The following is a 24,030-nucleotide window of genomic DNA, read 5'->3' as shown; positions in this document are numbered from 1 at the left end:
GGAATTTCGAAACGGCCCGAAAAACTGTGACCCCGGTAGCGTCAGCGGTGGGCGATCGTCGAGCCGCGGATGACGAGCTTGACAGGAAGCTGGTGGGTGCCCGATCCGATGTCGGCACCGTCGATCGCGTCGAAGATGCGCTGCGCCGCCTGCCGGCCGAGCTGCTGCAGGTTCGCGTCGATGGTGGTCAGCGGCGGTCGCGCATTGCCCGCGAGCAGCTCCCAGTTGTCGTAGCCGATGACCGCGAGGTCTCCCGGCACGTCGCGCCCGAGGTCGCGCGCCGTGTCGAGCACCCCGCGCGCGATCTGGTCCGAGCCGCAGAAGACCGCGTCGACGTCGGGATGCCGCTCGAGCAGCATCGCGGCGGCGTCGCGACCCCAATGCTCGGTCCACGCGGCGAACATCGGCTCGGCGACGAAGTCGAGGCCGGCGGCGCCGAGCGCGGCGCGCGCACCGGCGAGGCGGTCCTGCGCGGCGGCGTAGGTCGGATCGCCGGTGATGTGGGCGATCCGGGTGCGGCCGCACGAGAGCAGGTGTTCGATCGCCAGGCGCCCGCCGGAATAGTTGTCGGGCGTGAGCGAGAGATCGCGGGAGTCGTCCGAGGGCGAGTAGGCGTAGACGACGGGCACCGGGATCTCCTGCCCGAGCGAGGGGCGCGGGTCGGTCTGCCGCCCCACGACGATGATCCCGTCGACGCGGCGGCTGAGGAGCGCCCGCAGATGGTGCTGCTCACGGATGGCGTCACCGCGCGCATCGCACAAAAAGACGTTGACCTGCCCGGCCCCGAAGGCGTCTTCGGCGCCGGAGAGGATCGGAATCATGAAGCGGCCTTCGAGGTCGCTCGTGAGCAGTCCCACGGTTCCGGTGCGCCCCGCCAGGAGGCTGCGCGCCGCCGCGTTCGGGGTGAAGGTCAGCTCGTCGGCGGCGGCGAGCACGCGCTTGCGGGTGGCCGGGGCGACGTCGCCGCGACCGTTCAGAGCCTTGGATGCTGTCGCGATCGAGACACCGGCGCGACGTGCCACATCGCTGAGAGTCGTGGCGCGTTGCCCATCGGTCGGTGCCATGTTGATCCGTTTCCTCATCGTTACATCCGGCCGTCTTGACGCCCGTCCTAACCTAGGTTACCTTCCCGAAAGGGATTTCGGTTTTTTCGGATTCCCGGACTCACGCGGTGCCCGCCCGAACGGCGCAGCCGCTCAATGAAGAGCAAGAGGAGACTGCAATGACCCCATTCCGGCGCCGCCCGGCATTCCGGGCCGCGACCGCCGCGCTCGTCGCCGGCGTCCTCGTCGGCGGCCTCGCCGCGTGTTCGACCAGCGGCGGTGGCGACACCGCTGCCCCGGCCGACATTCCCGCCGCAGGAACCGACGACGGCACGACGCTGACGCTGTGGACGCGCGCACCGCTCGAGCGTCAGGCGAAGCTGCTCGTCGAGGCGTACAACGCCAGCCACGAGAACCAGGTCGAGCTGACCGTCGTCCCCAACGACGACTACGTCGCCAAGGTCGGCGCCGCCGCCGGTTCGGGAGGACTCCCCGACCTGTTCGCCGCCGACATCGTCTACGTGCCGAACTGGGTCGAGCAGGGCCTGTTCCAGGACATCACGGCGCAGGTCGACGGCCTCGACTACAAGGACGACATTAACCAGGGCCACCTGTCGGCCGGCACGGTCGACGGCAAGGAGCACGTACTGCCCTTCGTCCTCGACCTGTCGATGCTGATGTGGAACAAGGAGCTCTTCGCCGAAGCCGGCCTCGACCCCGAGAAGGCTCCCGCGACGCTGTCGGAGTTCGCCGACGCGGCCAAGGCGGTTCAGGACCTCGGCAAGCCGGGCGTCTCGGGCACCTCGACCGGCCTGAACTGCGGTGGCTGCCTCGTCTTCACGTGGTTCCCCTCGGTCTGGGCATCCGGTGAGCAGGTTCTCAGCGACGACGGCACCGAGTCGCTTCTCGCCGGCGACGCCGCGCAGGAGGTCTACAACACCTGGAAGGACCTCGAGGCTGCCGGCGCTGTCGCTCCCGGCTCGGCCGACGAGACCGGTGCAACCTGGGTCGCGGGCTTCCAGGAAGGCAAGGTCGGCGTCATGCCGTTCCCGGCCACCCTGCTGTCCGGCCTCGACTTCGAGGCCGGGGTCGCCGGCATCCCCGGTGTCGACGGCGGCGCCTCGACGTTCGTCGGTGGCGACGGCATCGGCATCTCGAAGGACTCGAAGCAGTCCGCGCAGGCGTGGAACTTCCTCTCGTGGATGATGTCGGAGGACGCTCAGGTCGAGGTGCTCGCCAAGGACGGCAACGCCGTCTCGCGCGGCGACCTCGCTGAGAACACCTACGCCTCGGCCGACCCGCGCCAGGTGACGATCAACCAGGTCGCCGCCGAAGGTCAGACGCCCGTCGCGCTGAACTTCCAGCAGGCGTTCAACGCCCCGGGCAGCCCCTGGCTGACCCTCGTGCGCAACGCCGTGCTCGAAGGCACCTCGACGGTCGACGCCGACAACGACGAGATCACCGCGATCCTCGGTCAGTGACACACCCGGGGGCGTCGCCGCCGCGCGGCGGCGCCCCCACCCTCCGAAAGGAATGACGTGGCACTCACCACATCACCGCGCCGCACCCGATATCGGCGCACCGCCCTCGGCGGACCGGTCCAGGGCTGGCTGTACGCCGCCCCGACCGCCCTCTTCGTCATCGCCCTGTTCCTCATCCCGCTCGTGCTGGTGCTGCAGATGTCGGGCTCGGACTGGCCGCTGCTGCGCGGCAACATGGGGCCGAACTTCCCGACGAACTTCGCCGAGGCGCTCGACCACCGGCTGTTCTGGGACTCGGTGCGATTCACCCTGGTCTACACCGCGATCACGACCGTGCTGCTGATCGGCCTGGGTCTCGGACTCGCCCTGCTCGTGCAGGAGTCGACCGCCTGGAAGGGCTTCCTCCGCACGGCGTTCCTGCTGCCGAGCGCTCTGGGCCTGGCGTCGGCATCCCTCCTCTTCTACGTGCTCTACTCCCCCATCGCCGGCCCGTTCGCGGGGTTGATGGAATCGTGGGGCATCACCTTCCTGGGAACGCCCGAAGGCGCCCTGTGGTCGACGGTGTTCCTCATCGTCTGGCGATACGCGGGCTTCTACATGCTGCTGCTGCTCGTGGGCCTGCAGGGCATCCCCGAAGACGTCTACGAGGCCGCACGCATCGACGGCGCCTCGCGCTGGCAGATCTTCCGCGACATCACGGTGCCGCTCCTGCGTCCGACCTTCGCACTGACGACCGTCATGTGCGTGACCGGGTCGCTGCTGGCGTTCGACCAGTTCTACATCCTGACCAAGGGCGGACCCGACAACAGCACGATGACCGTCGTGCAGCTCATCTACAACATCGCGTTCCAGGGGCAGAACAACCTCGGCGTCGCCGCGGCGCTGTCGGTCATCATCCTGCTCGCCCTGGTCGTCATCAACGTCGTGCAGCTGCGCGCGTTCCGTCGCCCCGAGGAGGCCTGACATGGCTCTGACCGACGCCCCGGCGGGCTCCGTCCCGCCCGCCGCCCCCGACACCACGCGCACGATCGTCATCCCGAAGTCCCGGCCGCGCACGCGGCGCCGGCCGACCGGTCGCCTGCTGTGGGGCATCCCCTCGACCGTGTTCACGGGGGCGCTGGCGATCATCTTCCTGTACCCGCTCGTCTGGACCGGTGTCGCCTCGGTGAGCCCGCAGGCCGGCACGAGCCAGTCGGACGGGTGGGGGTTCGGCAACTACGTCACCCTCGCCAACTTCCAGTCGGGCATCTGGGTCTACCTCGGCAACTCGCTCTTCGTGTCGCTGCTGACGGTGGCGCTGACGCTGCTGACCTCGTTCCTCGGCGGGTACGCGTTCGCGCGGTTCAACTTCCCCGGCAAGAACGCGCTGTTCCTGCTCGTGCTGGCGATCCTCATGGTCCCGTACGCGACGCTGCTCATCCCGCTGTACGTCATCCTCAATGCCGTCGGCCTGCAGAACTCGCTCGTCGGGGTCGCGCTCGTGCTCACGATGTTCCAGCTGCCGTTCTCGATGTTCATGATGCGCATCTCGTTCGAATCGGTGCCGCGCGAGCTCGACGAGGCGGCGCTGGTCGACGGATGCACGAGCCTCACCGCCCTGTGGCGCGTGCTGCTCCCCGCGGTCAAGCCGGGCCTCATCACGGTGGGTCTGTTCGCGTTCCTCACCGCGTGGAACGACTTCATCGCACCGCTCATCCTCATCAACGACACCTCGCGCATCACGCTGCCCCTCGCGGTGGCGAACCTGCGCGGCCAAACGATGGGCGTCATCGACTACGGGGTCACCGAAGCCGGTGTCGTCGTGCTCGCGCTGCCCTGCATCGTTCTGTTCCTGATCCTTCAACGTCACTACGTGCGCGGCTTCATGTCGGGCGCATTCAAGGGATGACCATGTCGACTACCTTCCCCACCCGCCCCCTCGGCTCTGCGGCATCCGCCGCCGCTGCCGCTCCCGTCGTGCCCGCGCGTTCGCGGCTGCGTCCGCTCGGTCTGCACGAGGTGCGGATCACCGGAGGCTTCTGGGGTGAGCGCCAGCGCATCAACGCGGCGCACACCCTCGGCCATGTGCTCGGCCGCCTCGAGTCCGAGGGCTGGCTGCCCAACTTCGATCGCGCCGCCGCGGGCACGCTTCCCGCCGGACGCCGCGGGCGCGAGTTCTCCGACTCGGAGGTCTACAAGTACCTCGAGGCCGTGGCCTGGGAGATCGGTCGCAGCGACGACGCCGAGCTCGAGGCGACGCTGCGCTCGGTCGTCGCCCGGGTCGCCGCAGCGCAGGAGCCCGACGGCTACCTCAACACGAAGTTCGGCCGTCCCGGCCAGGAGCCGCGCTGGTCCGACCTCGAGTGGGGGCACGAGCTGTACTGCCTCGGTCACCTGTTCCAGGCGGCCGTCGCCCGCGAGCGCACGCGCCCCGGAGCGGATGACGGCCTGCTCGGCGTCGCCCGACGTGCCGCCGACCTCGTGTGCGAGGTCTTCGGGCCGACCGGCATCCCGGCCTTCTGCGGGCATCCCGAGGTCGAGACCGCGCTGGCCGAGCTCGCCCGCGTGACCGGTGACGAGCGCTATCGCGCCCAGGCGGAGCTGTTCGTCGAGCGCCGCGGCCACGAGACGCTCGACGACATCGAGTTCGGGCGCACGTACTTCCAGGACGACGTGCCCCTGCGCGATGCCGACGCCCTCGCCGGCCACGCCGTGCGCGCAAACTATCTCGCCGCCGGGGCGGTCGACGTCGCCGTCGACGCGGGTGACGACGAGCTGCTCGCAGCCCTGCGCCGCCAGTGGGAGCGCACCCGCGGCCGCCGCACCTACATCACCGGCGGTCAGGGGTCGCACCACCAGGACGAGGCGTTCGGCGACGACTGGGAGCTGCCGCCGGACCGCGCCTACTCCGAGACGTGCGCCGGTATCGCGTCGATCATGTTCTCGTGGCGGCTGCTGCTCGCCGAGGGGGATGCCGCGTATGCCGACCTCATCGAACGCACGCTTTACAACGTTGTAGCCACCTCGCCCGCGGCCGACGGTCGCAGCTTCTTCTACGCCAACACGCTGCACCAGCGCGTGCCCGGCGTCGAGGCGGACCCCGAGGGCACGTCGCCGCGCGCGTCGTCCTCGCTGCGAGCGCCGTGGTTCGAGGTGTCATGCTGCCCGCCCAACGTGGCGCGCACGCTCGCGAGCCTCGACGCCTACGTGGCGACCGCCGACGACGAGGGCGTGCAGCTGCACCAGTACGCGCCCTCGGAGATCCGCACGGCCCTCCCCGACGGCCGGGTTGTGTCGCTCGACGTGCAGACGGCCTACCCCGCCGACGGTGTCGTGCGGGTGGTGGTCGGTGAGGATGCCGGCGGCGCGTGGACTCTGTCGCTGCGCGTGCCCGAGTGGGCCGAGGGCGCGCGCCTGCGCGTTCGGGATGCCGCGTGCGCGGTCATCGACGATGACGCCACGGCTCCGGGCCGCGTCGAGGTGCGCCGCGACTTCCGCGCCGGCGAGGTCGTCGAGCTCGAGCTGCCGATGGCGCCGCGGCTTGTCGCTCCCGATGCGCGTATCGACGCCGTGCGCGGTTGCGTCGCGGTCGAGCGCGGCCCCGAGGTGCTCGCGCTCGAGTCGACCGATCTGCCCGGCGGTGCCGACGTCGGGCGCGCGGCTATCGCGCGCGACGCCGAACCGGTCGAGCGCGACGGTCGCGTGTGGCTGCAGGTCGGCCTCCGACCCGACGAAAGCGACGGATGGCCATATGGCAATCCGTCGGCGAGCGCCACCGCAGCCGCCGAAGAGGCCGAGCTGGTCCCCCTCGTGGCCTATCACGACTGGGCCAACCGCGGCCCGTCGACGATGCGGGTCTGGCTGCCCGTCGAGTGAGATTCGTTCGGCTCGTGCGGTCCCTGCGCCGCACGAGCCGGACGCACGCCGGGGCACCCAGTGTCAAGGGAATGTCCCCCATGCGTGACCACTAGTACGAATTACGAGTCGGCCTCGTCGCGGCCCGCGAGGAACGTCGGTCCTGACCGGGTATTTTCGGGGCTTGTCCACCGGATGGCCGACATCGCTCCGAGGCGTGGCACCGGTACCATCGGCACGGGGGAAGGCCGCTGTTTTTGGCGATCCCGGTTCACACGCCCGACACATCGCAGGCGTACGATCTCCCCCTCAGCACCACATCACACAGCGCGAGGAGGATGTCATGCCATATGACTTCTCCTCTGCCACGGCTCCTGAGGCTACGGGAACGCGTGACGCTTCCGCGCTTTCGTCCGCCGCGGCCACGGCCTCTTCCACGCCATCATCCGCAACGGCATACCGCGGCCCTCGCGACTGGCGCCGCCGCTATGCCTCGCTGCTGCGCCTGACCGATCTGCTGGTGCTGATCTGGGTCGTCTACGGCACGCAGATCGCCTGGTTCGGCTTCGGCAACGCGCAGGTCGCGATCCGCGAAGACTCGCGCATCACCGACATCTCTTACTGGCTCTTCTCCGGGGGCCTCGTCGCCGTCTGGATGTGGACGCTCAGCCTCGCCGACACCCGCGACCACCGCATCATCGGCGCCGGGGCCGAGGAGTACGCGCGCATCGCACGATCGAGCCTGTCACTGTTCGGCGTCATCGCGATCCTCGCCTTCCTTGCGCGGGTCGATCTCGCCCGAGGTTTCCTGCTCATCAGCCTGCCCGTCGGCGTCGGGATGCTGCTGTTCTCGCGCTGGCTCTGGCGACAGTGGCTCGTCGCGAAGCGCTCCGTCGGCGAGTACTCGGCACGCGTGCTGTTGGTGGGGTCCGAGGCATCCGTCACCCATCTCGCGCGCGAGCTGAAGCGGATGCCGGGCTCGGGTTACCGCGTCGTCGGAGCGTGCGTTCCGTCGGGTCGCGTCGCCGGCACCGTCAAGGGAACCAAGATCCCGATCATGGGGAGCGTGGATGCGGTCGCCCAGGCCATGGCAGCAACGGGCGCCGACACCGTCGCCGTCACCAGCACCGACGAGCTGCCACCCGACAAGGTGAAGCAGATCTCGTGGGGACTCGAGGCCGGCCGCCAGCACCTCGTGCTGGCGCCGAGCATCGTCGACATCGCCGGCCCGCGCGTGCAGACGCGCCCCGTTGCCGGCGTGCCTCTCATGCACGTCGAGACGCCGAAGTTCAGCCGCGGTCAGCTCTTCCTCAAGCGCACCGTCGACATCATCGCCAGCGTGATCGGCGTCGTGCTGCTCAGCCCCGTCCTGCTGTTCCTCGCGCTCAGTGTTCGCCTGTCGAGCCAGGGGCCGGTCTTCTTCCGCCAGACGCGTGTGGGCCTGCGTGGGCGTGAATTCACGATGCTGAAGTTCCGCACGATGATCGTCAACGCGGAAGACATGCTCGAGGCGCTTGCCAAACAGCAACGCGACTCGGGCAATGAGGTTCTCTTCAAGATGAAGAACGACCCGCGCGTGACACCCGTCGGCCGTGTGATGCGCAAGTTCAGCCTCGACGAGCTGCCCCAGCTCTTCAACGTCATCGGCGGATCGATGTCGCTCGTCGGCCCCCGCCCGCCGCTGCCCTCCGAGGTCGCCAAATACGCCGACCACGTGCACCGGCGCTTCCTCGTCAAGCCCGGCATCACGGGCCTCTGGCAGGTCAGCGGGCGTTCCAGCCTGTCGTGGGAGGAGTCGGTTCGTCTTGACCTGTCGTACGTTGAGAACTGGTCGCTCGTGAGCGACCTCGTCATCGTCGCCCGCACCGCCCGCGCCGCGCTATCGCCCGGTGAGACCGCTCATTGATCGACTTGAAAAAACGATGATCCTAAGACCGCCTCAAACAACTTCCGCTCTGCTGTTGGCAGCTGGCGGGGCGCCGCTCGTACTCGATCCGCGTGGCCCTGCGCCTGCGGCTGCGCCGCACGGGTCCGGTTCCGTTTGCCTTACCGCTCGACGCATATTCACCGGAAAGGGACATCTTGACGGAAGTCATGGCCGCCACTGAATCCTCGGTCTCCCCAATTCTCTACTTGTCCGGCGCACCTCGACTCTCGACTAAGCCGACAACAGAGAGCCTCGGCCCGCGGTCTCACATCATTGGGGTCATCGGCGCTTTCCGCGAGTCGGGTGCGAGCGTGGCCGAGTTCATCGTCGGCGATCACGTCCCCCAATCGTTCCACGCGGCGGGCAGCGAGGCCCGCATGTCAGCCTCTCTCCCACGGCGGATCGCTGCCGACATAGGGCGTGTGCTGTATCGAGTGCGGTCGCGCGCAAAGCTCCGCGCCGAATTGCGCCAGCGCGGAGAGGCCCCCGCACTGGCATACGAACGCTACGCACTAATGCAGGAGCTCGGCCGAACGGCGCAGCTCAAAGGCGCCACGTGGGTGCTCGAGGTGAACGCCCTCCTCGCGATCGAGTCGACTTCCGAGCGACGCGCTACATCGAGTCGACGGTTGGCGACGATATTCGAGCGGCGTACCTTGCGCCGGGCGGATCTAATCGTTGCCGTCACCGAGCAGCTGAAGGTCGCCATCAACCGGGAGCACGGCATTCCTCTGGACCGCATGATCGTCGTCGAGAACGGCGTCGACACGTCAAAGCACTATGACTCCACGAGCGAGCCTCAGCCTGTTCCCACGATCGGATTTCTCGGGACGCTGTACTCGTGGCAACGGGTCGACGAGCTTCTTCACGCGATCCACCGAAGTGATATCCCCTGGCGGCTGCGCGTCGCTGGCGAGGGACCAGAATACGCCTCACTCCGACGCCTCTCGGACGCCCTGAAGCTCAACGAGAGAGTCGCCTTTCTCGGCCGCGTGCACCCCGACGACGTGCCGGAGTTTCTGCAGACTGTCGACATCTGTTACGCCGGGCACGGCAGCTCCGCAGGCGTCTATTTCTCCCCCCTGAAACTCTGGGAGTACCTCGCCGCGGGGCGCCCGGTGATCGCCTCAAGCCACGACGCAACGGAGCGCCTGCGCGCCGACGGCTATGCCGTCGAGGTCTTCGACAGCACGGAGGACGCCCTCGATGTGGCGCTCGCGGCCGCCGCGGACCGCCTCCCCTTGCTGTTGTCGACAGCCGTCAACGATCAGACCCGTGTACGGGCGGAACATAGCTGGCTGGCACGGGTGCGCCCGCTTCTCGTCGAGGTCACGCGCCGGAGGCAGGAACGATGAGGGCCATTGATCTACCCGCCGGGCTCGGGCGGGTCAATCCGCTGAATGTCGCGGAGACCTGCGATTGGGTCCTCGACGCGAAGCCCACCACAGGGTCACCGCACATGCTCGGGAACCTCAACCTCCACGCGCTGTACCTCACGCTTGAGGACGGGCCGGTCAGGACCCTGACGAGATCGAGCGATGTCGTTTTGATCGATGGCTGGCCGATCCTGCAATTGGCGCGGATGTCGACGACCTCCGACGCACGGCCGACCACGCGCGAGCGTATCGGAAGCAGCGACTGGCTGATCGAGCTGATCGCTCGCGATCCCGCGATACGTGTCGTCGCCGTCGGCGGCACCCCGGAAACGGCTGAGAAGATGAAGAGCTACGTCACGGGTCGTTCGTCATCGCTCCGGTGGCGTGCGTTCGACGGCTACGAGTTCCTGGAGAGAGGCGCCGAACGAGGCGATGAGCAGGATCTCATAGCCGCGCTCGGCGCTGCGGACCTCATCTTGGTGGGTCTCGGCATGCCAAGGCAAGAGGCCTGGATACTCGACCACCTCGACCGGATGAACGACCGCACCGTTGTTGCAAACGTCGGCGGCTGCTTCGACTACTTCGCGGGAACGCAGAAGCTGGCGCCACGCTGGATGGGTCATCTTGGCCTGGAGTGGCTTTTCCGCCTCGCGCATTCGCCACGCCGTCTTGCGGGCCGGTACCTGCTGGAGCCGGTGCTGCTGGTGAGAAGGCTTATGCAGCATCGACCTCCAGGCAGCGGGGCGCCGGCGCCCGCGGATTGGAAACGCGCTACTGATGCATAGTGTGCTTCTTCCGAGGATCGTGAGCCGCCGGGTCTCCTTCCGGAGCGGGGCCGGCGGTTGAGTTCCTTGGCGTCCGCGGCCGCGCGCGGCGGCGGGATCACGATCGTCTCCCAGTCGGTCAAGGTCGTCCTCATGCTGGGCTCGACCGTGATCCTCGCGAGACTCATCGCCCCGACCGACTATGGCCTCGTCGCAATGGTTGTAGCAGTCGTCGGGGTCGGCGAGATCTTCCGAGACTTCGGCCTCTCGATGGCCGCGCTCCAAGCCAAGTCGCTGAGTCAGGCGCAGCAATCTAATCTTTTCTGGATCAATGCGTCGGTCGGCCTCGCACTGGGAGCCGTCTTCTTCGCTGCATCGTTCCCGTTGGCGGCGTTCTACGGGCAGGATGAGGTCGTCGTCATCACCCAAGCGCTCTCGTTCACCTTCCTTCTCGGCGGCCTCTCGACTCAGTTCAAGGTGCGAATCAACCGAGATCTGCGATTCGTCGCGCTCGCTGTCTCGGACCTTCTGCCCTATGCGTTCGGGATTGGTGGCGCGATAGCGATCGCCGCCGTCTTCAACAACTTCTGGGCCCTCGTGGCCCAGCAGCTCATTGTTGCGGTCGTGACCCTGATCCTCGCGGTCGCACTCACGCGATGGCGTCCCGGGTTGCCGCGTCGAGTGTCGATGGACGGCCTGATCTCTTTCGGCGCCAGCTTTGCTGGGACACAAATCATCTCGTACCTCACCCGCAACGTCGACAGCCTGCTGATCGGCAGAGTGTGGGGATCAACGGCGCTCGGATACTACGACCGCGCCTACAACCTCGTCGTCCTGCCGCTCACACAGATAAACACCCCGATGTCGCGCGTCGCGGTGCCCGTCCTCTCGCGCATCGCGGACGAGGGCCCGCGCTTCATCGCATATTTGCGGCGCGCCCAACTGGTCGCTCTCTACGTGACGTCTTCTATTTTCGCCGTCCTATTCGCTCTCGGTACCCCGTTGGTGGTTGCCGTCCTCGGACCGAGATGGGAGTCTGCGGGCCCGCTGCTGAGTGTCCTCGCCCTGAGCGGTATTTTTCGTTCACTGGTGCAGGTCGTCTACTGGGTCTATATGTCGCAGGGCCTCGCCGGGGCTCAGCTTCGCTTCTACCTCGTCGCGCAGCCTTTGCTCGTCGGGATCATCGCATGCGGTGTGCCCTTCGGGCCGATGGGCGTCGCGATCGCGGTGTCGATCGGGTACGCCTTGTTCTGGCTTGCATCGTTGGCTTGGGTTCGACGAGTTACGAAACTTGATCTCGGCGTGCTCTATCTCGACGCACTACGCGCTCTCGTGTTCGTGGCGATCCCGATGGGTGCCGCGGCCTTCGGTATTCGAACGTTGGTGGAGAGCCTCGGGGGCGGCGTGATCGTCACAGTGCTGTGTGGCGGCGCAGCCGCGCTGATCTGGGTCGGTGTTGCCTTCGCTCTGTTCCGCCGCGTGCGCGACGACATCGCGCAACTCGTCGACTTCGCTAGACGCGCCGTGGGCGGTCGGCGGAGCGGCTGATCGGGCGGACTTGCCCGATCCTGAAAGAGATGGAACCTATGCCGAGAACACCTGAAGTCTTCGTCGCGGCCCACGGCCAGGACGACAACGTAGGAGATCCAGCTCTCCGGCGAGCGATGCTGGAAGGGCTCGCCCCGTCGTCACGCCGTCATGTGCTCGTCGGCGCGGCGTCGCACGCATACGTCAGCGCGTTGGGCTTGCGAGGCGACGACGTGACTTACAAGAGTCGGCGCCAGTGGCAGCTGATGGCATTCCGGCTCGCGCTACAGGGGAAGGCGGCGTTTGTCTCGAACGCGGGGGAGATTCAGCTGAATCGACGGCGATTGCGCATTAATCGATTTGACAGGGCCCTGATCGCTCTCATCCGCGCTCGAGGTGGAGCCGCGATCTCAACCGGTCTCGGTGTGCGGACTCCTTCCGGCTCCCATTCACCCGTGCTGACGTCATTAGCACGCGCATGTCAGATCGCAACATGGCGAGACCAGGACAGTCGCGACTTCGCACGAGCCGGCGTCGTACGGCCGGACTGGGCATTTGCCCTGGGCTCCGCGACCACCGACCTCTCTTCTGATGCGCGCCCGCTTGTGGTGATCTCGATGAGGGGAGACAGCGAAGCACCTTCCGCCGAGTGGATGAGTGCCATCGGCGCCATCCGGGATGCCATGGGGCTTCGAATAGTCGTCATCTCTCAAGTGGAGCGCGACGTCGCGCGCGGCGAGCAACTGGCCGTGGAGTTTGGCGCGGCTCTTCACCCTTGGATGGGTGGAGATCACCTCGCGGCCGAGGAGGATCTGCGTAGCGTGTATCGCAGAGCCCGGCTCGTCATCAGTGATCGGCTACACGTCCTAATCTTCGCCGCGACCGAGGGCGCCGTGCCCATATACCTTCCGGCCACGCACTCGACCAAAATTCCGCGCACCATGGCCACCGTCGGACTGGGCCACTATCAGGCCTCAGCGGGCGGCGGCGACGAGGAAATCCGCAGGATCACCCGCCTCGCCTCTACGCAGCAAGAGGTCTTGGCTCGCGTGGACGCTGCCCGAGCCAAGCTTGAAGAACTGTCACGGTCAATGAATACGGTCATATCGGGCGGTCGAGCCTCGTGACCGGTCGTCGGGTATACCCCCCCGCCGGGGGCGCCATCGAAAGCACGGTCATCTCGATCGCGACGTTCCGTCGGCCTGATCTTCTGCGGTCGCTGCTGGCCCGATGTGTCGAGCAGATCGGCGATTCGGGTCGTCGGGTGCGAATTGTGGTGGTGGATAACGACCCGGGACAGTCTGCGAAGGACGTAGTCTCGGAGTTTTCCAGTGTCGAGTACCTGCCTGAGCCGAAGCCGGGAATCGCGGCGGCGCGCAATCGTGGCCTCGACGCTCTCGAAGCCGAAGATCAAGCCATTGTCTTCATTGATGATGACGAGATCCCCGCCTCCGGCTGGTTCAGCGCTTTGGTCGCCTACGCGGAGGAGACGAACGCGGACGTGGTGACCGGCCCTGTCGAACCGTTGATCGATGATCGCGTACCGACGTGGATCGTTCGCGGAGGCTTTTGGCGTCGACACAACCGCGAGACTGGAGCGGTTCCAGACTCCGTCGCCACGAACAACACTCTCCTTCGGCTCGCGGCCTGGCGACAGTCGGGTATCAGGTTCAGCGAAGCGCTCTCGATGAAGGGAGGTAGCGACACGGAGTTCTTTCGAGCGATCCGAGCGCGCGCCGCTCTCACGGTGCTCTGGTGCGCCGAGGCGGTCGTTGAGGAACACGTGCTCCCCCAGCGCGCCAACGCAAGGTGGCTGTTCCGGAGGGCCATCCGTATCGGCAACATCAATGCGCGATATCGGGGCCGGGTCGCGGCCCTCCTCGGAGGCGTTGCACGGATCGGCATCGGCGCACCATACGTTGCCCTGGACTTCATACTCCACCGCCAGCCGATGGCGCGCAGTTGGAACATGCTGGCGCACGGCATCGGTATGGTGGGCAACGTAGTCAGATTCGACGTCGTCGAATACCGTCGAACCACGAGCGGAGCCTGATGCACAACCCGACATTCGCCTGCGTAATCCCCACGCACAATAGGCACGATTTCCTGCGAGAGTCCCTCGCCTCCGTCCTCCGCCAGACGACGCCGCCGGACCAGGTAATCGTCGTGTCGGACATCGATGACGCCAAGGCAGCGGAGATCACCAGAGCGATGGCGTCCTCTGCGCATCATCAGAACGTGCAGTTCATCCACGACCCGAGCGCCGGCTCGGGCGCATCGGCCTCGCGAAACCGGGGTGCCACAGCTGTTACTTGCGATCTCATCGGTTTTCTGGACGACGACGACCTCTGGCAGCCGGACCTCATACGCGCGGCCCTGGCTGCGTTGGTCAAGCAGCCCGCGGATATGGTGGTCGTCAACAGGGAGATCTTCTCGGCGAATGAATCCCATATTGGCCCGAAAATCAGGCCGGGGCTGAGGGCCGCAGACGTAGCGGCCGCGAGCCTAGGGACGACCGGTAGCAACATGCTCGTCAGCAAAAGAGCGTTCGAGTCCATTGGGGGATTCGACTCGAACCTGCCAGTGAAGAACGACACCGACTTCTTCTTTCGGTTTCTGCTTGCAGGTTACACTTACGCGGTTGTTCCCGAGCTTCTCGTGCGTCAGCGCAAGCACGGCCTAGGTCAATTGACGACAAAGAACGAGCGCCGAGCGCGCGGGACTGAGCTCTACATCGCCAAACACCGCAAGCATCTTTCCCGACATGACCTACGGAAACTGCGGCTCACCATTCATCGGATACGACGAGCTTCCGCAACCACTTTCAGTGCCCGGATCCGACACCTCCTCGGTGCGCTCGCGAACTACAGCGTGGGTGATTTCATTCGGGAGCGGAGAGAATGGAAGATGTGGCACCAAGGGGACGCGTGACCGAGTGATCGAGCTGGTCGAAATCGGGGGACCCCTACGGCGACGGGCAACTTGGAGAGTTTCGCCTGAGCGATGACTTCAGACGGTCCGACTCCTCCACTCTGGCGCCGAAACGACGACGAAGAGCGCCCCTGCGCTGTCGCCGCATCCGGGTCGAACGCGTTGCGATGACCCCGGATGTGGTAACGGCGTACGCGGTGGGGCGCCATCGCGGGCTATCCGCTGCACCTGGCGGACGTTGAGCCCGATCATCCCTGACCGCCGGCGCGCTACGCTCTCGCGCATTGGTCACCTTGCCATATGCGCTCGCACGGGCGTGGGTCAAAATCATGTGTTCAGCGGTACGTCCGCAAAACGACCACCTCTGCGCGTTGCAATCGCGGCGCGCAGCGACCGACTGGCGTAGGCGTAGAACAGCACAAACAGCATCCATCCGGTGTTCAGTGTCAGACGGGTCTCGACCATGTTGAACGAGACGATCGTCATGACTATGACAAGACCAAGCAGTAAGGTTTGGGACCGCGTTCGCAAGGACTCGCGGCTCAGCGTCGTCACCCCCACGACGACGCTGAGGAGCACCAGGCCGGCACCGATCCAGCCAATCTGTAATGCATCATTGAGGAACCCGCTATGCGCGTGGGAGATAGAAAAGCCGATGCGACCACGCACACCATCGCCGACGGCATCCCCGACAGCCCACACGGAGTCCCAGCCGTACCCGAAGAACGGTTCGCGCGCGACGTAGGCAAGTACCGCTTCCCAAATCCCAGTTCGGCCGGTGAGGGTAGCATCACGACCGAGTCCGTCGGCAACGTCCCCGAAGTTCACAAAAGCAATGACTGCTGCTGCGCCGGCGGTCGTGATCAGCGAGAACGCGGTGAAGCCGCGCAGTCGCGAAGTGCTCCGCAGTAGGGCGAGAGCGCAGAGCAGCGTCACGCATGCGAGGACGGTCAGAGCGAGTGAGGTCACCGAGCGAGTCATCACAACAACCCCAATCGCGACCACGATCCACAAGACATCGAGCAGACGCTTCCTCGTCCGGCTCAGCCACTCGTAGATAAAGAACAGCGAGGCGAGGGTGGCTAGGTATCCCATGTAGTTGCGGTGGCTTGCGAGGCCCTGAAATGACCCCGACTGGTAGATCGCGGTGACGAACGCTGTCGATGGCGAGACAGCGATCGTGGCGATGCTCGCGGCCAGGATCACCTTGAACCCCGCAGACAGTCCGCGAATCGCTCGCTCGACGGACATCGAACTGACGATGTGCACGGCCAAGACGGTGTAGATCAAGAAGGACAACGCACCCTGGGCCGACTCGGCAAAGTTCGACGCCCAGAGGGTCGACGCAAGAATGAGGAGAACCACAAGCCAGGGGAAGAACACGTGGAAGTCGTAGCGACGTGCGGTGCCCGCGCGCACCATACGCACGACGAGCCACAGTCCCACAGCGGCGTTGAGCGCGAGCTGCGGGACGAGCGCTGGGTTCATCGACATGAAGACCGACAACGCGATGAACGGAACATCATCCCGAGCTTCTACGAAGTCACGGACCGCTCCCGCGCGTCTTGTCGCAGTTCTGGTAGCACTCACTCGCTCTCCTAGCCGGACGACACGACCAAGCGCGTCCACAACCGGTCCATGAGGAACGTAGCTCAGTCAGCCTAGGGATGTCACTTCGACGGGCCACCGTGTGTGGAGGCTGACGCCGCGGCCAACGTGTTTGAGGTCGATAGGGCGAACATCATCCAACGTGCGAGGCTGCGGCTGTACATCGACGAGTCGCAGCCCAACTCCGTATGGATCGGCAGCGAGCGGGCTTTTCCATGCCTGTGCTACCCCGACGGCCCTATCCCGACCCTACTGCTGGACTTCATCATCAAGTGGGGCGCGTTCGGGGTCCACCACGCGCACCCTCACCCGAGAACTCAAAGGGCGCTCCAGTGCGAACGTAGCCGACTGACCCGCGTGGCAACATCGCGATCCTGGCTTGCTCAACGACCTGTTGGCAGAAATCGAGGAGAGCAGCGGCCTCTCGTCCTGCCGACACGGCACGACGTTACCCGGCGGCAACACCCGATCCCTATGCTGTGATGGCCGAACGTAGGGAGACAAGATGCCGGCTGGCCCCGTGAAGAGCGTGCACGGCACATTCTCGATCCCATCGCTCGATGGCATCCGTGCAGTGGCAGTGCTGATCGTGTTCGTCAGCCACGGGCTGACCGCACCGAGCGCCTGGCCCGGCGATGTCGGCGTGACGATCTTCTTCTTCCTCAGCGGTTACCTCATCACCACGTTGCTTCGACGTGAGTACGACAAGAACGGACGGCTCGCGCTCGGGAAGTTCTATGTTCGCCGCCTGCTGCGCATCCAGCCGCCAGCACTCATTGCGATCGCGATCACCGTCACCGTCGGGGCGCTGGGCATCCTCCCGTCCACGATGAACGGGTGGGGTATCACGGCCGAGGTCTTCAACTACACCAACTACTTCATGGTGTGGTCGTACGCAACGACCGGGTCCGCCCACACCGGGCTGCCGCCCGAGTCGAGCATGCTGTGGTCGCTTGCCGTCGAGGAGCACTTCTACCTTCTGTTCCCAGCGCTGATGATCATCCTTCTGTGGCGAAAACTCAGCTACCGGCAGATTGGATGGATCCTCGTGGCCGCCTGCGTCCTTGCACCGATGTGGCGGATCTACCTCGCCTTGAACGGGGCGGGCTTCTATCGCCTCTATACATCGACCGACACCCGGTTCGACGGAATCCTGGCGGGGGCAGCAATGGCCCTTCTCGCGAACCCCGCCCTCGGCGATGGCATTCCCTTCGGCGCCAGCGACCGTTCCATTCGGTACGTCGCCGCCCCGCTTGCGACGATGATCGGTTGTGCGGCCGCACTCGCGCCGCGTACATTCGGCCTCACCATTTCCGATTCCGTCATCTACCTGTGCCTAGTGCCGATCTTCTGGTTCGTCGTCATTCACCCCGAAGGCGTGTTCGGTCGGATCCTCAACAATCGGTGGGTCACCCACCTAGGCCTATTGTCGTTCTCGATCTATCTGCTTCACCGTGTTGTGATTGCGCTAGTCGCCCTGTTCGTCCCGGTTGCGCCGGCTGTCGACCTCACATCCCTCATCATCACGATCGGTATCGCCCAGCTCATGTATCTCGGCGTCGAGCGCCCCCTCGCGAAGCTGCGCCGGAGGCTCGAAACGCGCATTACCGCTCGGAAGAGCACCCCCGACCCGGTCCGCTGACGGAACTTAGCCATTACGCCAGGGAGGTCCGGGTTGCCCACCCTCACCCGGAGTCGCTGCATGATCAGCCCTGCATCCAACCGGCCAGACTCTTCGCCATATCGAGGACGAGCGGAAATGCAATGCTCATGCTCATTGCTCGGGTGCCGTTGCGCTTTCATTGCCTAAAGATCGCGATAGTCAAGCCGCCGCGCTCACGAGCCGAGCGTCTGACCAGACGACGCCGTCTCGTCCGACCTACGCCTGCGATTGCGCCGGTGCACTATCGCGCTCACCACGATGGCACCCCACACGGCAGCGAGCGGTAGGCCTTCGCCGCGATCGGCACAGTCGTGACGCCCGGATCGCGGATCGCGCTCAACAGCCACCTGAGCACGAGCGCTAGCCAAAGCGCGGCGAGTATCAAAGCCACGGCGAACCACGGTCCGGCCGAAAACGCCCCCGGCGTCGCAGCAGCTTCACAACCGGACCCGGCGCATCGCCGCCGACACCTCGGCGATCGCCCAGACCCCATCACCGGCGAAGGTCCGCAGCCTCACGCTCCAGCTCCTCGCGGCGGGCGAGGGGCGCATCGCTCCACGCTCAGGCCGGGTTACGCGAGTGTGCTCAGCTCGCCGTAGATGACGGCAAGGCGTCGCTCTGCGCTCTCACGCCCCGTCTCCCCGGTCTCGCTCACGGGACCAGACCCTAGCCTGCACCGATCTCGGCGCGCCCACCTCACCGCAGGTCGCGCACGCGGATCAGTGAGAGCTTGCGATGCGCGAGCCCTGACCGGACTCGCACCATGCTGCATCCACCTCGCACGAGCTCGTCGCGGATCTCTGCGGTCAGCACGAAGGGCCGCACCTGGCGCCAGCCGTCGGCTGCGTCGTAGATGTGAGTCACCCGGTATTTGCGCATCTTCTCCCCGTCCGTTGACCACCCCTGATCAACGCGCGTCGGCACCCACCTCCCGACGAGACGCGACGATACGCCTCTCGAGCCGTGTGCGCAGTGATCCTGAGCAAACCCAGGGGCACCACCCGTATCCACTACCGGCCTCGTTGCGCTCGCACTGAGCTTCGACGCCACCGGGCCGGCCGCGGCATCCGTCGTCCGCGTAGCGTGGCACGGACCCGACGACCGTGGGGAGCCACCGTCGACACCACCGTCTTCTTCATCACCGCGTTGCTCGCCGTCGCCGCGATCGCGACGGCGGCCGCGTACGGCCGCAAACGCAGCCGCCGTAAGCGCTGACCGACCGCGCTTGGCCGTCACCCGTGACGCCCCTATCCGCCTGGGCAGTCGCAGTCGCTTCCGCTGTAACAGGCGCACCAGCCGGGCGGGAAGTCCGACTCCGCGTCATCCCCTTCCTTCCCGCTGATCTCGCCCGTCCAGTCGACGGAGTGGTAGCCCCGGCTTGTGCGGAGCACGACCACGAAAGGTATTCCGGCGCCGGTCACCGCGTCGAGCTCGAACGCGTCGTATTCGACCACGAGTGAGGATGACAGCGCGGGGGCAGGGGCCCGCACCGCAGCGGGCGTCCGAAAAGCGATGCCCACCGACTGGTTGTCGCACATCGCAGACGCCGAGGGAAGGTCGTCGACGGTGTAGGGGTCACCGTTCTCATCCATCCCCGCGACTCCCCAGTCAGCCCAGTAGCGTTCCACCATCCCGTATGACGATTCGTCGACCGTGCATCCGGCGTCGGTCAGATGAGCCCGGTATCCGGCGATCACCTCCCCCGGGTCGCCGCTCGCAGCCGCAACGAGCCATCGAGAGGAACGCGAGCAGGTCCACGCGCTGAGATCCTGGACCCACCAGTTCCTCTGCCCCGGCGAGCAGACATCCGTGGTCTCCGTGGTCAGCACGACCCCGCCCGCCGCGCGCGAAAGCGCTGCTTCGGCCGCCGCCGCGGCATCCGCACGCTGCGCCACCGTGTACGGGTCGTACTCCTGCGGGTCGACGCGTCCCTGCGAACATGCACTCACCGCGAGCACGAGGGCGACGCACCCGACGGTCGCGACGAACAGGCGGCGCGGCCTTCGCGCCGCACTCCGTCGCATCACGTCCAATCGGTCACCGCCCGGCTCGAGCGGCCGCTGCCGCGTCTGCCGAAGCGACCGCATGTCTCCGCGGCGCCACTCTAGCGATCACGGTCACCTGCGTGCCTTTCGCGCGTCCACGCGAGTGACATCGGCGCAACCTGACGGGCAAAGTCACATGCCCGGCGCCGTCACGGCGGCGAGGCGCCCACCGGCAGAATCGCCTTATGAGAGTCCTCGCGACAATGCTCTTGCGTAGCCGACGGCCGCGTCGGGATGCCTCGCTGAGCGCACCCGCCGACACCGATCCGGTTGCCGAAGAGGAATCGGTCGCGGACGATCTCGCCGACTTGCTGCGAGCCCATGACGAGGACTTCTCGCAGTACGCACGGACTCTGGGCGCAACGCTGGGTCGCGGAGTCGCCGTCCTCGCGCTCGTCTCACTCTTCGCCCTCACCCAGCTCAACCCAGACGCGCCGCGGCTCGTCCTGCCACGGTTCGACGGCGGCGACGCACTCGCCGCGTTCGGTGTCGTCGGCCTGTTCGTCACCACTCTGCAACTCGCCGTACGAGACCCCGGGGCGCTTCAACAGCCCACAGCATCGGCAGGACGGCAGCAACTACTCACACTGATCGCCGCGCTGCTCGTGCCCACCTCGCTCGGCTTGGGCATCTACATCGCCATCCCCTACATGATCGAATCCGCGCCGACCGGCATCGACCTGGTGCGCGGCTTCGGCCCGATAGCTATTGGAATCCTCCTAGCGCTATTCGCGGCAGACGCCGCTGCGGCAGTCCCCCTCCCACCGACCGACCCAGCTGTGCGTCGCACGCGCCGGAAGATTGCCGCGGAAGAACAGCGCGCAGCCCTTTCCGCGCTCAAGCTCCGCGCGGGGCCGTCATCCGTGCGTGGGGTGATCGGCGACATTGCGCGCATCGTCGGTCTTGTGATTGCTCAGCTCCTCGTGCTCAACGCGGTCACACCTGCCGACATTGACGTGGTCGTGGCGCGCGCCGCCGCGTTGGCGGCTTTCGCCGTCTTCGTCACGGCTGCCGTGTACGACACATTCGTGGCGGCCGCTCGCCGCCGGTGGTCACCGCTCACACCCGCGTTCTTGCCGTTCATCCTCGCCGTGGTCGGCGTCTCGGGGACGATCGTCATCGCGAGTATCGAATCGGCCGACGGGACGAACCCGGTCCGCGCTGCGGCCGACGCTCTTCTTCGATTCGCCGTCGTCACCTGCAGCAACGCCGGCATGGCGTTCTATCTCACCGGCCGGCGACGGCGGCCGCGCTCCGACGATGGTCCCGCCGAGAGCCGGCTTCTCCGAGCGATTGCAATCAAGCTCGCAGAAAGCAAGGCGAACAGGCTCCACGACGGTGTCCTGCGGGACGAGAGCAGGCGCCCTGCGACGCTGCCGTTGAACCGGCTCGCTGTCATCAGTCCGTTCGTCAGCGTCGTGTTCCCCCTCGGGCTGATACTCGCCGCCGCAGCGCGCGAACAGATCGCCACGGTCTCACCGCCGGAAGAGCGCGGCGAAGGGTGGGCGCGAGCCGCGGAGGTGATCTCGTGGACCGTTGCAAGCCTCGTGCTGATCGTCCCCGCCGTGGCACTCGCGATTTCCACCGCAACTACCACGTGAGTCGGCACTGCCAACCGGCCCGTCTGCCGGTTTATCCCTCGATTCGTCATGGAGAAACGACAAATCCAGGAGCTCGCTGTAGAGAAACGGGCTCCGCCGGGGCCGCCCATTCCTCCCCAACCGAGCCGCAAAATTGTTCTCCACAGATGTACGGATATTCGAGACGAATGTCCGACCCCCTGGCAATAATGGGAACATGACAACGAACGGCGAAAGCGCGCACGAACCGGATTCCGGCTCGTCGAGCTCGCCGTACGCGGGCATCGTCGACCGGGTCTCTCACGCAGACGATCTGCTCCACGCGGCGAACATCGCCATGACCCGTGCGCTCGCTGAGGCGGGGCGCAGCGCTCTGAGCGTCGCGGCGCGCTCCGGCGAGCGGCCGCGCGGCATGGGATCAGACATGGAGATGCGCTCGATCGCCGCCGAGATCGCCGGGGTGCGACGGTCGCACGACCGCCGCGCTCAGAGCGAGATCGACCACGCGCTGACCATCGTCGACGACTACCCCGCTGTGTTCGAGGCATGGGAGCAGCAGCGCATCACGCGCGACCACGTCGACGTCGTCGTCCGCATGGGATGCGGCCTCGCCGACGACATCCGCGACGACTACGCGCGGCAGGCGATCCTGATCTGCGAGCGCGACATCGCCTCGCGCGTGCGAGAGCCGCTCCGCAACCTCGCCGCCCGGATGGGGTCGGAGTCCTTCGCCGAGCGACACCGCACCGCCGCGGCAAAGCGAGGAGTTTGGGTCACCCACGGCACCGACGGCATGTCCGAGCTCGGCGCCACCCTGCCGACGGTCATCGCCGCGGGCATCCACGACCGCCTCACCGTCATGGCGCAGTCCGTCAAAGACGCTCGTGCCGCCGCCGGGGAGGCGCCTGCGGATGGTCCGGCTGGGGATGCTGCCGCGGGTGAGGGCTCCGCGGCGGGTGAGGGTTCTGCGGCGGCGGATGCTGCGGCGCCGGCCGATGGTGGCGCGCCCGATGTCCGCACGATGGATCAGCTGCGCGCCGACATCCTCGGCGACCTGCTGCTCGGGGGCGCCCCGGTCGTCGACCCGACGAACGGCAGCGACGCCGCCGGGCCGCTGGGTGCGATCCGGGCGCAGGTCCAGGTGACGCTGACATCCGAGACGGTGACCGGCGTCGACGACGCCCCCGCCGAGCTCGTGGGCGCCGCGCTCATCGACGCCGACACCGCCCGCAAGCTCGCCGGCCGCGCCAAAATCTGGAACCGACTCTTCATCGACCCGGTCACCCGCACCCCGGTCGAAGTCGACACCTACCGGCCCACCTCGGCGATGAGCCGCCTACTCAAAGCGCGCGATCAGCACTGCCGATTCCCCGGATGCCGCAGAGCCGCGATCCGATGCGAACTCGACCACACCATCGATTACGCCCTCGGCGGGCACACCCACATCTTCAACCTCGCCCACCTGTGCCAACGACACCATTCGATGAAGCAATTCACGAAATGGGAGGTCAGGCAGATTGGCGGCGGAGCCCTGGAATGGACCTCACCCCTGGGTCGGGTGTACCGCGAAGACGCACCGATACCGTCAGTGTGTTTCGTTCCCGACACCGGCGGGGCGCCACCACCCGGGGCGGGCAGGGACGAGCCACCGCCCTTCTGAGCTGGCCGGCGCTGGCCGGCGCCGCCCGGCGCCGTCCGGCGCAGTCACACGCCCCGGATGCGCTCCGCTTCGGCGAGCACGACCGGATCCTCGCATCCACGTGCGAACCCCGCGATCCGCCGGTCGATGTCGCGCTGCAGGATGATCGCGCCGATGCGCTCCGCCAGCGGCGCGAGCCACGCCGGACGGCAGGCGAAGTTGTAGCGCCACACCGCGAGCGAGCGCGAGGGGTCACCCTCGACCGGACTGAACCGCCATCCGCCGCCCATCCGAGCGAAGAACCACGAGCCTTTCGTCATCTTCATCCCGACGTTCGACGGCGGGTTGTACGAGACGTACTCGCTCTCCATCGCCAGCCCGAATCGCTGCACCGTGTACGTGCGGACGCCCTTCGCGGGCCGATCCGCGCTGATCAGGTGCTGTCGCCGGATGAAGGGATCCCACCGCTTCCGCACCTCGCCCTGCGTCTGCGACACCGCGAACGCGACCTCGACGGGCACGGGAACGACGCAACGCGACTCGACGACCGGCATCCGCCCATCGTGGCATGCCCCCGCCGCGCGTCCTGCTCCCGCGGCGCATACTAAGAAT

At 66.7% G+C, this 24,030-nt stretch carries 20 protein-coding genes; 15 read left to right on the top strand and 5 right to left on the bottom strand.

Annotation, left to right across the window (positions count from 1 at the left end):
* Nucleotides 1-41: 41 nt before the first annotated feature.
* Nucleotides 42-1,064: a LacI family DNA-binding transcriptional regulator gene (locus tag ABIC53_RS14940; protein ID WP_269268067.1), complete on the bottom strand. Its 1,023-nt coding sequence runs from the start codon at nt 1,062-1,064 to the stop codon at nt 42-44.
* A 158-nt stretch (nt 1,065-1,222) separates the two neighbouring features.
* Between ABIC53_RS14940 and ABIC53_RS14935 the strand changes: the two genes are divergently transcribed.
* From ABIC53_RS14935 to ABIC53_RS14885, 11 genes are all read left to right on the top strand, one after another.
* A complete protein-coding gene (locus tag ABIC53_RS14935; protein WP_274179400.1) occupies nt 1,223-2,524 on the top strand; it encodes an extracellular solute-binding protein in 1,302 nt (433 codons plus the stop codon).
* A gap of 57 nt (nt 2,525-2,581) precedes the next feature.
* Entirely contained in the window at nt 2,582-3,487 is a 906-nt protein-coding gene (locus tag ABIC53_RS14930; protein WP_282501508.1) for a carbohydrate ABC transporter permease, read from the top strand.
* Nucleotide 3,488: 1 nt separating this feature from the next.
* The gene (locus ABIC53_RS14925; RefSeq protein ID WP_274179402.1) at nt 3,489-4,412 is read left to right on the top strand and encodes a carbohydrate ABC transporter permease; all 924 of its coding nucleotides are present in this window, start codon (nt 3,489-3,491) and stop codon (nt 4,410-4,412) included.
* 2 nt (nt 4,413-4,414) lie between these two features.
* Complete coding sequence (locus ABIC53_RS14920) at nt 4,415-6,379, top strand: glycoside hydrolase family 127 protein (RefSeq protein ID WP_354452227.1); 1,965 nt, start codon at nt 4,415-4,417, stop codon at nt 6,377-6,379.
* 322 nt (nt 6,380-6,701) lie between these two features.
* Nucleotides 6,702-8,264, top strand: a complete 1,563-nt coding sequence (locus ABIC53_RS14915; RefSeq protein ID WP_354452087.1) for a sugar transferase — start codon at nt 6,702-6,704, stop codon at nt 8,262-8,264.
* Between the two features lie 92 nt (nt 8,265-8,356).
* Nucleotides 8,357-9,640: a glycosyltransferase gene (locus tag ABIC53_RS14910; protein WP_354452085.1), complete on the top strand. Its 1,284-nt coding sequence runs from the start codon at nt 8,357-8,359 to the stop codon at nt 9,638-9,640.
* Nucleotides 9,637-10,446: a WecB/TagA/CpsF family glycosyltransferase gene (locus ABIC53_RS14905; protein WP_354452083.1), complete on the top strand. Its 810-nt coding sequence runs from the start codon at nt 9,637-9,639 to the stop codon at nt 10,444-10,446. Before ABIC53_RS14910 ends, ABIC53_RS14905 begins: the two co-directional genes overlap by 4 nt.
* A 57-nt stretch (nt 10,447-10,503) precedes the next feature.
* Nucleotides 10,504-11,973, top strand: a complete 1,470-nt coding sequence (locus tag ABIC53_RS14900; RefSeq protein ID WP_354452081.1) for a lipopolysaccharide biosynthesis protein — start codon at nt 10,504-10,506, stop codon at nt 11,971-11,973.
* A gap of 38 nt (nt 11,974-12,011) precedes the next feature.
* Complete coding sequence (locus ABIC53_RS14895; RefSeq protein ID WP_354452079.1) at nt 12,012-13,079, top strand: polysaccharide pyruvyl transferase family protein; 1,068 nt, start codon at nt 12,012-12,014, stop codon at nt 13,077-13,079.
* The gene (locus ABIC53_RS14890; RefSeq protein WP_354452077.1) at nt 13,076-14,005 is read left to right on the top strand and encodes a glycosyltransferase family 2 protein; all 930 of its coding nucleotides are present in this window, start codon (nt 13,076-13,078) and stop codon (nt 14,003-14,005) included. The genes ABIC53_RS14895 and ABIC53_RS14890 overlap by 4 nt, the downstream gene beginning before the upstream one ends.
* Nucleotides 14,005-14,883, top strand: coding sequence for a glycosyltransferase family 2 protein (locus ABIC53_RS14885; RefSeq protein WP_354452075.1), 879 nt, complete (start codon nt 14,005-14,007; stop codon nt 14,881-14,883). Before ABIC53_RS14890 ends, ABIC53_RS14885 begins: the two co-directional genes overlap by 1 nt.
* A 327-nt stretch (nt 14,884-15,210) precedes the next feature.
* Here the strand turns inward: ABIC53_RS14885 and ABIC53_RS14880 are convergent, their stop codons facing one another.
* Nucleotides 15,211-16,473, bottom strand: a complete 1,263-nt coding sequence (locus tag ABIC53_RS14880; RefSeq protein WP_354452073.1) for an O-antigen ligase family protein — start codon at nt 16,471-16,473, stop codon at nt 15,211-15,213.
* A 538-nt stretch (nt 16,474-17,011) separates the two neighbouring features.
* Between ABIC53_RS14880 and ABIC53_RS14875 the strand changes: the two genes are divergently transcribed.
* Nucleotides 17,012-18,133 carry an acyltransferase family protein gene (locus ABIC53_RS14875; RefSeq protein ID WP_354452071.1) on the top strand — a complete coding sequence of 374 codons (1,122 nt, stop codon included), beginning with the start codon at nt 17,012-17,014 and terminating at the stop codon, nt 18,131-18,133.
* Nucleotides 18,134-18,850: 717 nt separating this feature from the next.
* Here the strand turns inward: ABIC53_RS14875 and ABIC53_RS14870 are convergent.
* A complete protein-coding gene (locus ABIC53_RS14870) occupies nt 18,851-19,033 on the bottom strand; it encodes a hypothetical protein (protein ID WP_354452069.1) in 183 nt (60 codons plus the stop codon).
* Nucleotides 19,034-19,237: 204 nt separating this feature from the next.
* On the opposite strand from ABIC53_RS14870, the gene ABIC53_RS14865 reads away from it, so the two are divergent.
* Entirely contained in the window at nt 19,238-19,369 is a 132-nt protein-coding gene (locus tag ABIC53_RS14865; protein WP_354452067.1) for a hypothetical protein, read from the top strand.
* A 32-nt stretch (nt 19,370-19,401) separates the two neighbouring features.
* Here ABIC53_RS14865 and ABIC53_RS14860 read toward each other — a convergent pair whose 3' ends face one another.
* On the bottom strand, nt 19,402-20,241 hold the full coding sequence (locus ABIC53_RS14860; RefSeq protein WP_354452065.1) for a hypothetical protein: 840 nt from the start codon (nt 20,239-20,241) through the stop codon (nt 19,402-19,404).
* A 161-nt stretch (nt 20,242-20,402) separates the two neighbouring features.
* Here ABIC53_RS14860 and ABIC53_RS14855 point away from each other — a divergent pair, with 161 nt between their 5' ends.
* Nucleotides 20,403-21,800: a hypothetical protein gene (locus tag ABIC53_RS14855; protein ID WP_354452063.1), complete on the top strand. Its 1,398-nt coding sequence runs from the start codon at nt 20,403-20,405 to the stop codon at nt 21,798-21,800.
* 196 nt (nt 21,801-21,996) lie between these two features.
* Nucleotides 21,997-23,439, top strand: coding sequence for an HNH endonuclease signature motif containing protein (locus tag ABIC53_RS14850; protein WP_354452061.1), 1,443 nt, complete (start codon nt 21,997-21,999; stop codon nt 23,437-23,439).
* A 44-nt stretch (nt 23,440-23,483) separates the two neighbouring features.
* On the opposite strand, the gene ABIC53_RS14845 is transcribed toward ABIC53_RS14850, so the two are convergent.
* Nucleotides 23,484-23,972, bottom strand: coding sequence for an SRPBCC family protein (locus tag ABIC53_RS14845; protein WP_354452059.1), 489 nt, complete (start codon nt 23,970-23,972; stop codon nt 23,484-23,486).
* Nucleotides 23,973-24,030 lie beyond the last annotated feature (58 nt).

Origin of the sequence: Microbacterium sp. 1262, assembly GCF_040544895.1 — a bacterium.
Lineage (GTDB): Bacteria > Actinomycetota > Actinomycetes > Actinomycetales > Microbacteriaceae > Microbacterium > Microbacterium plantarum.
Note: the sequence above shows the minus strand (reverse complement) of the source record. Positions and strands in the feature narration are given on the sequence as shown.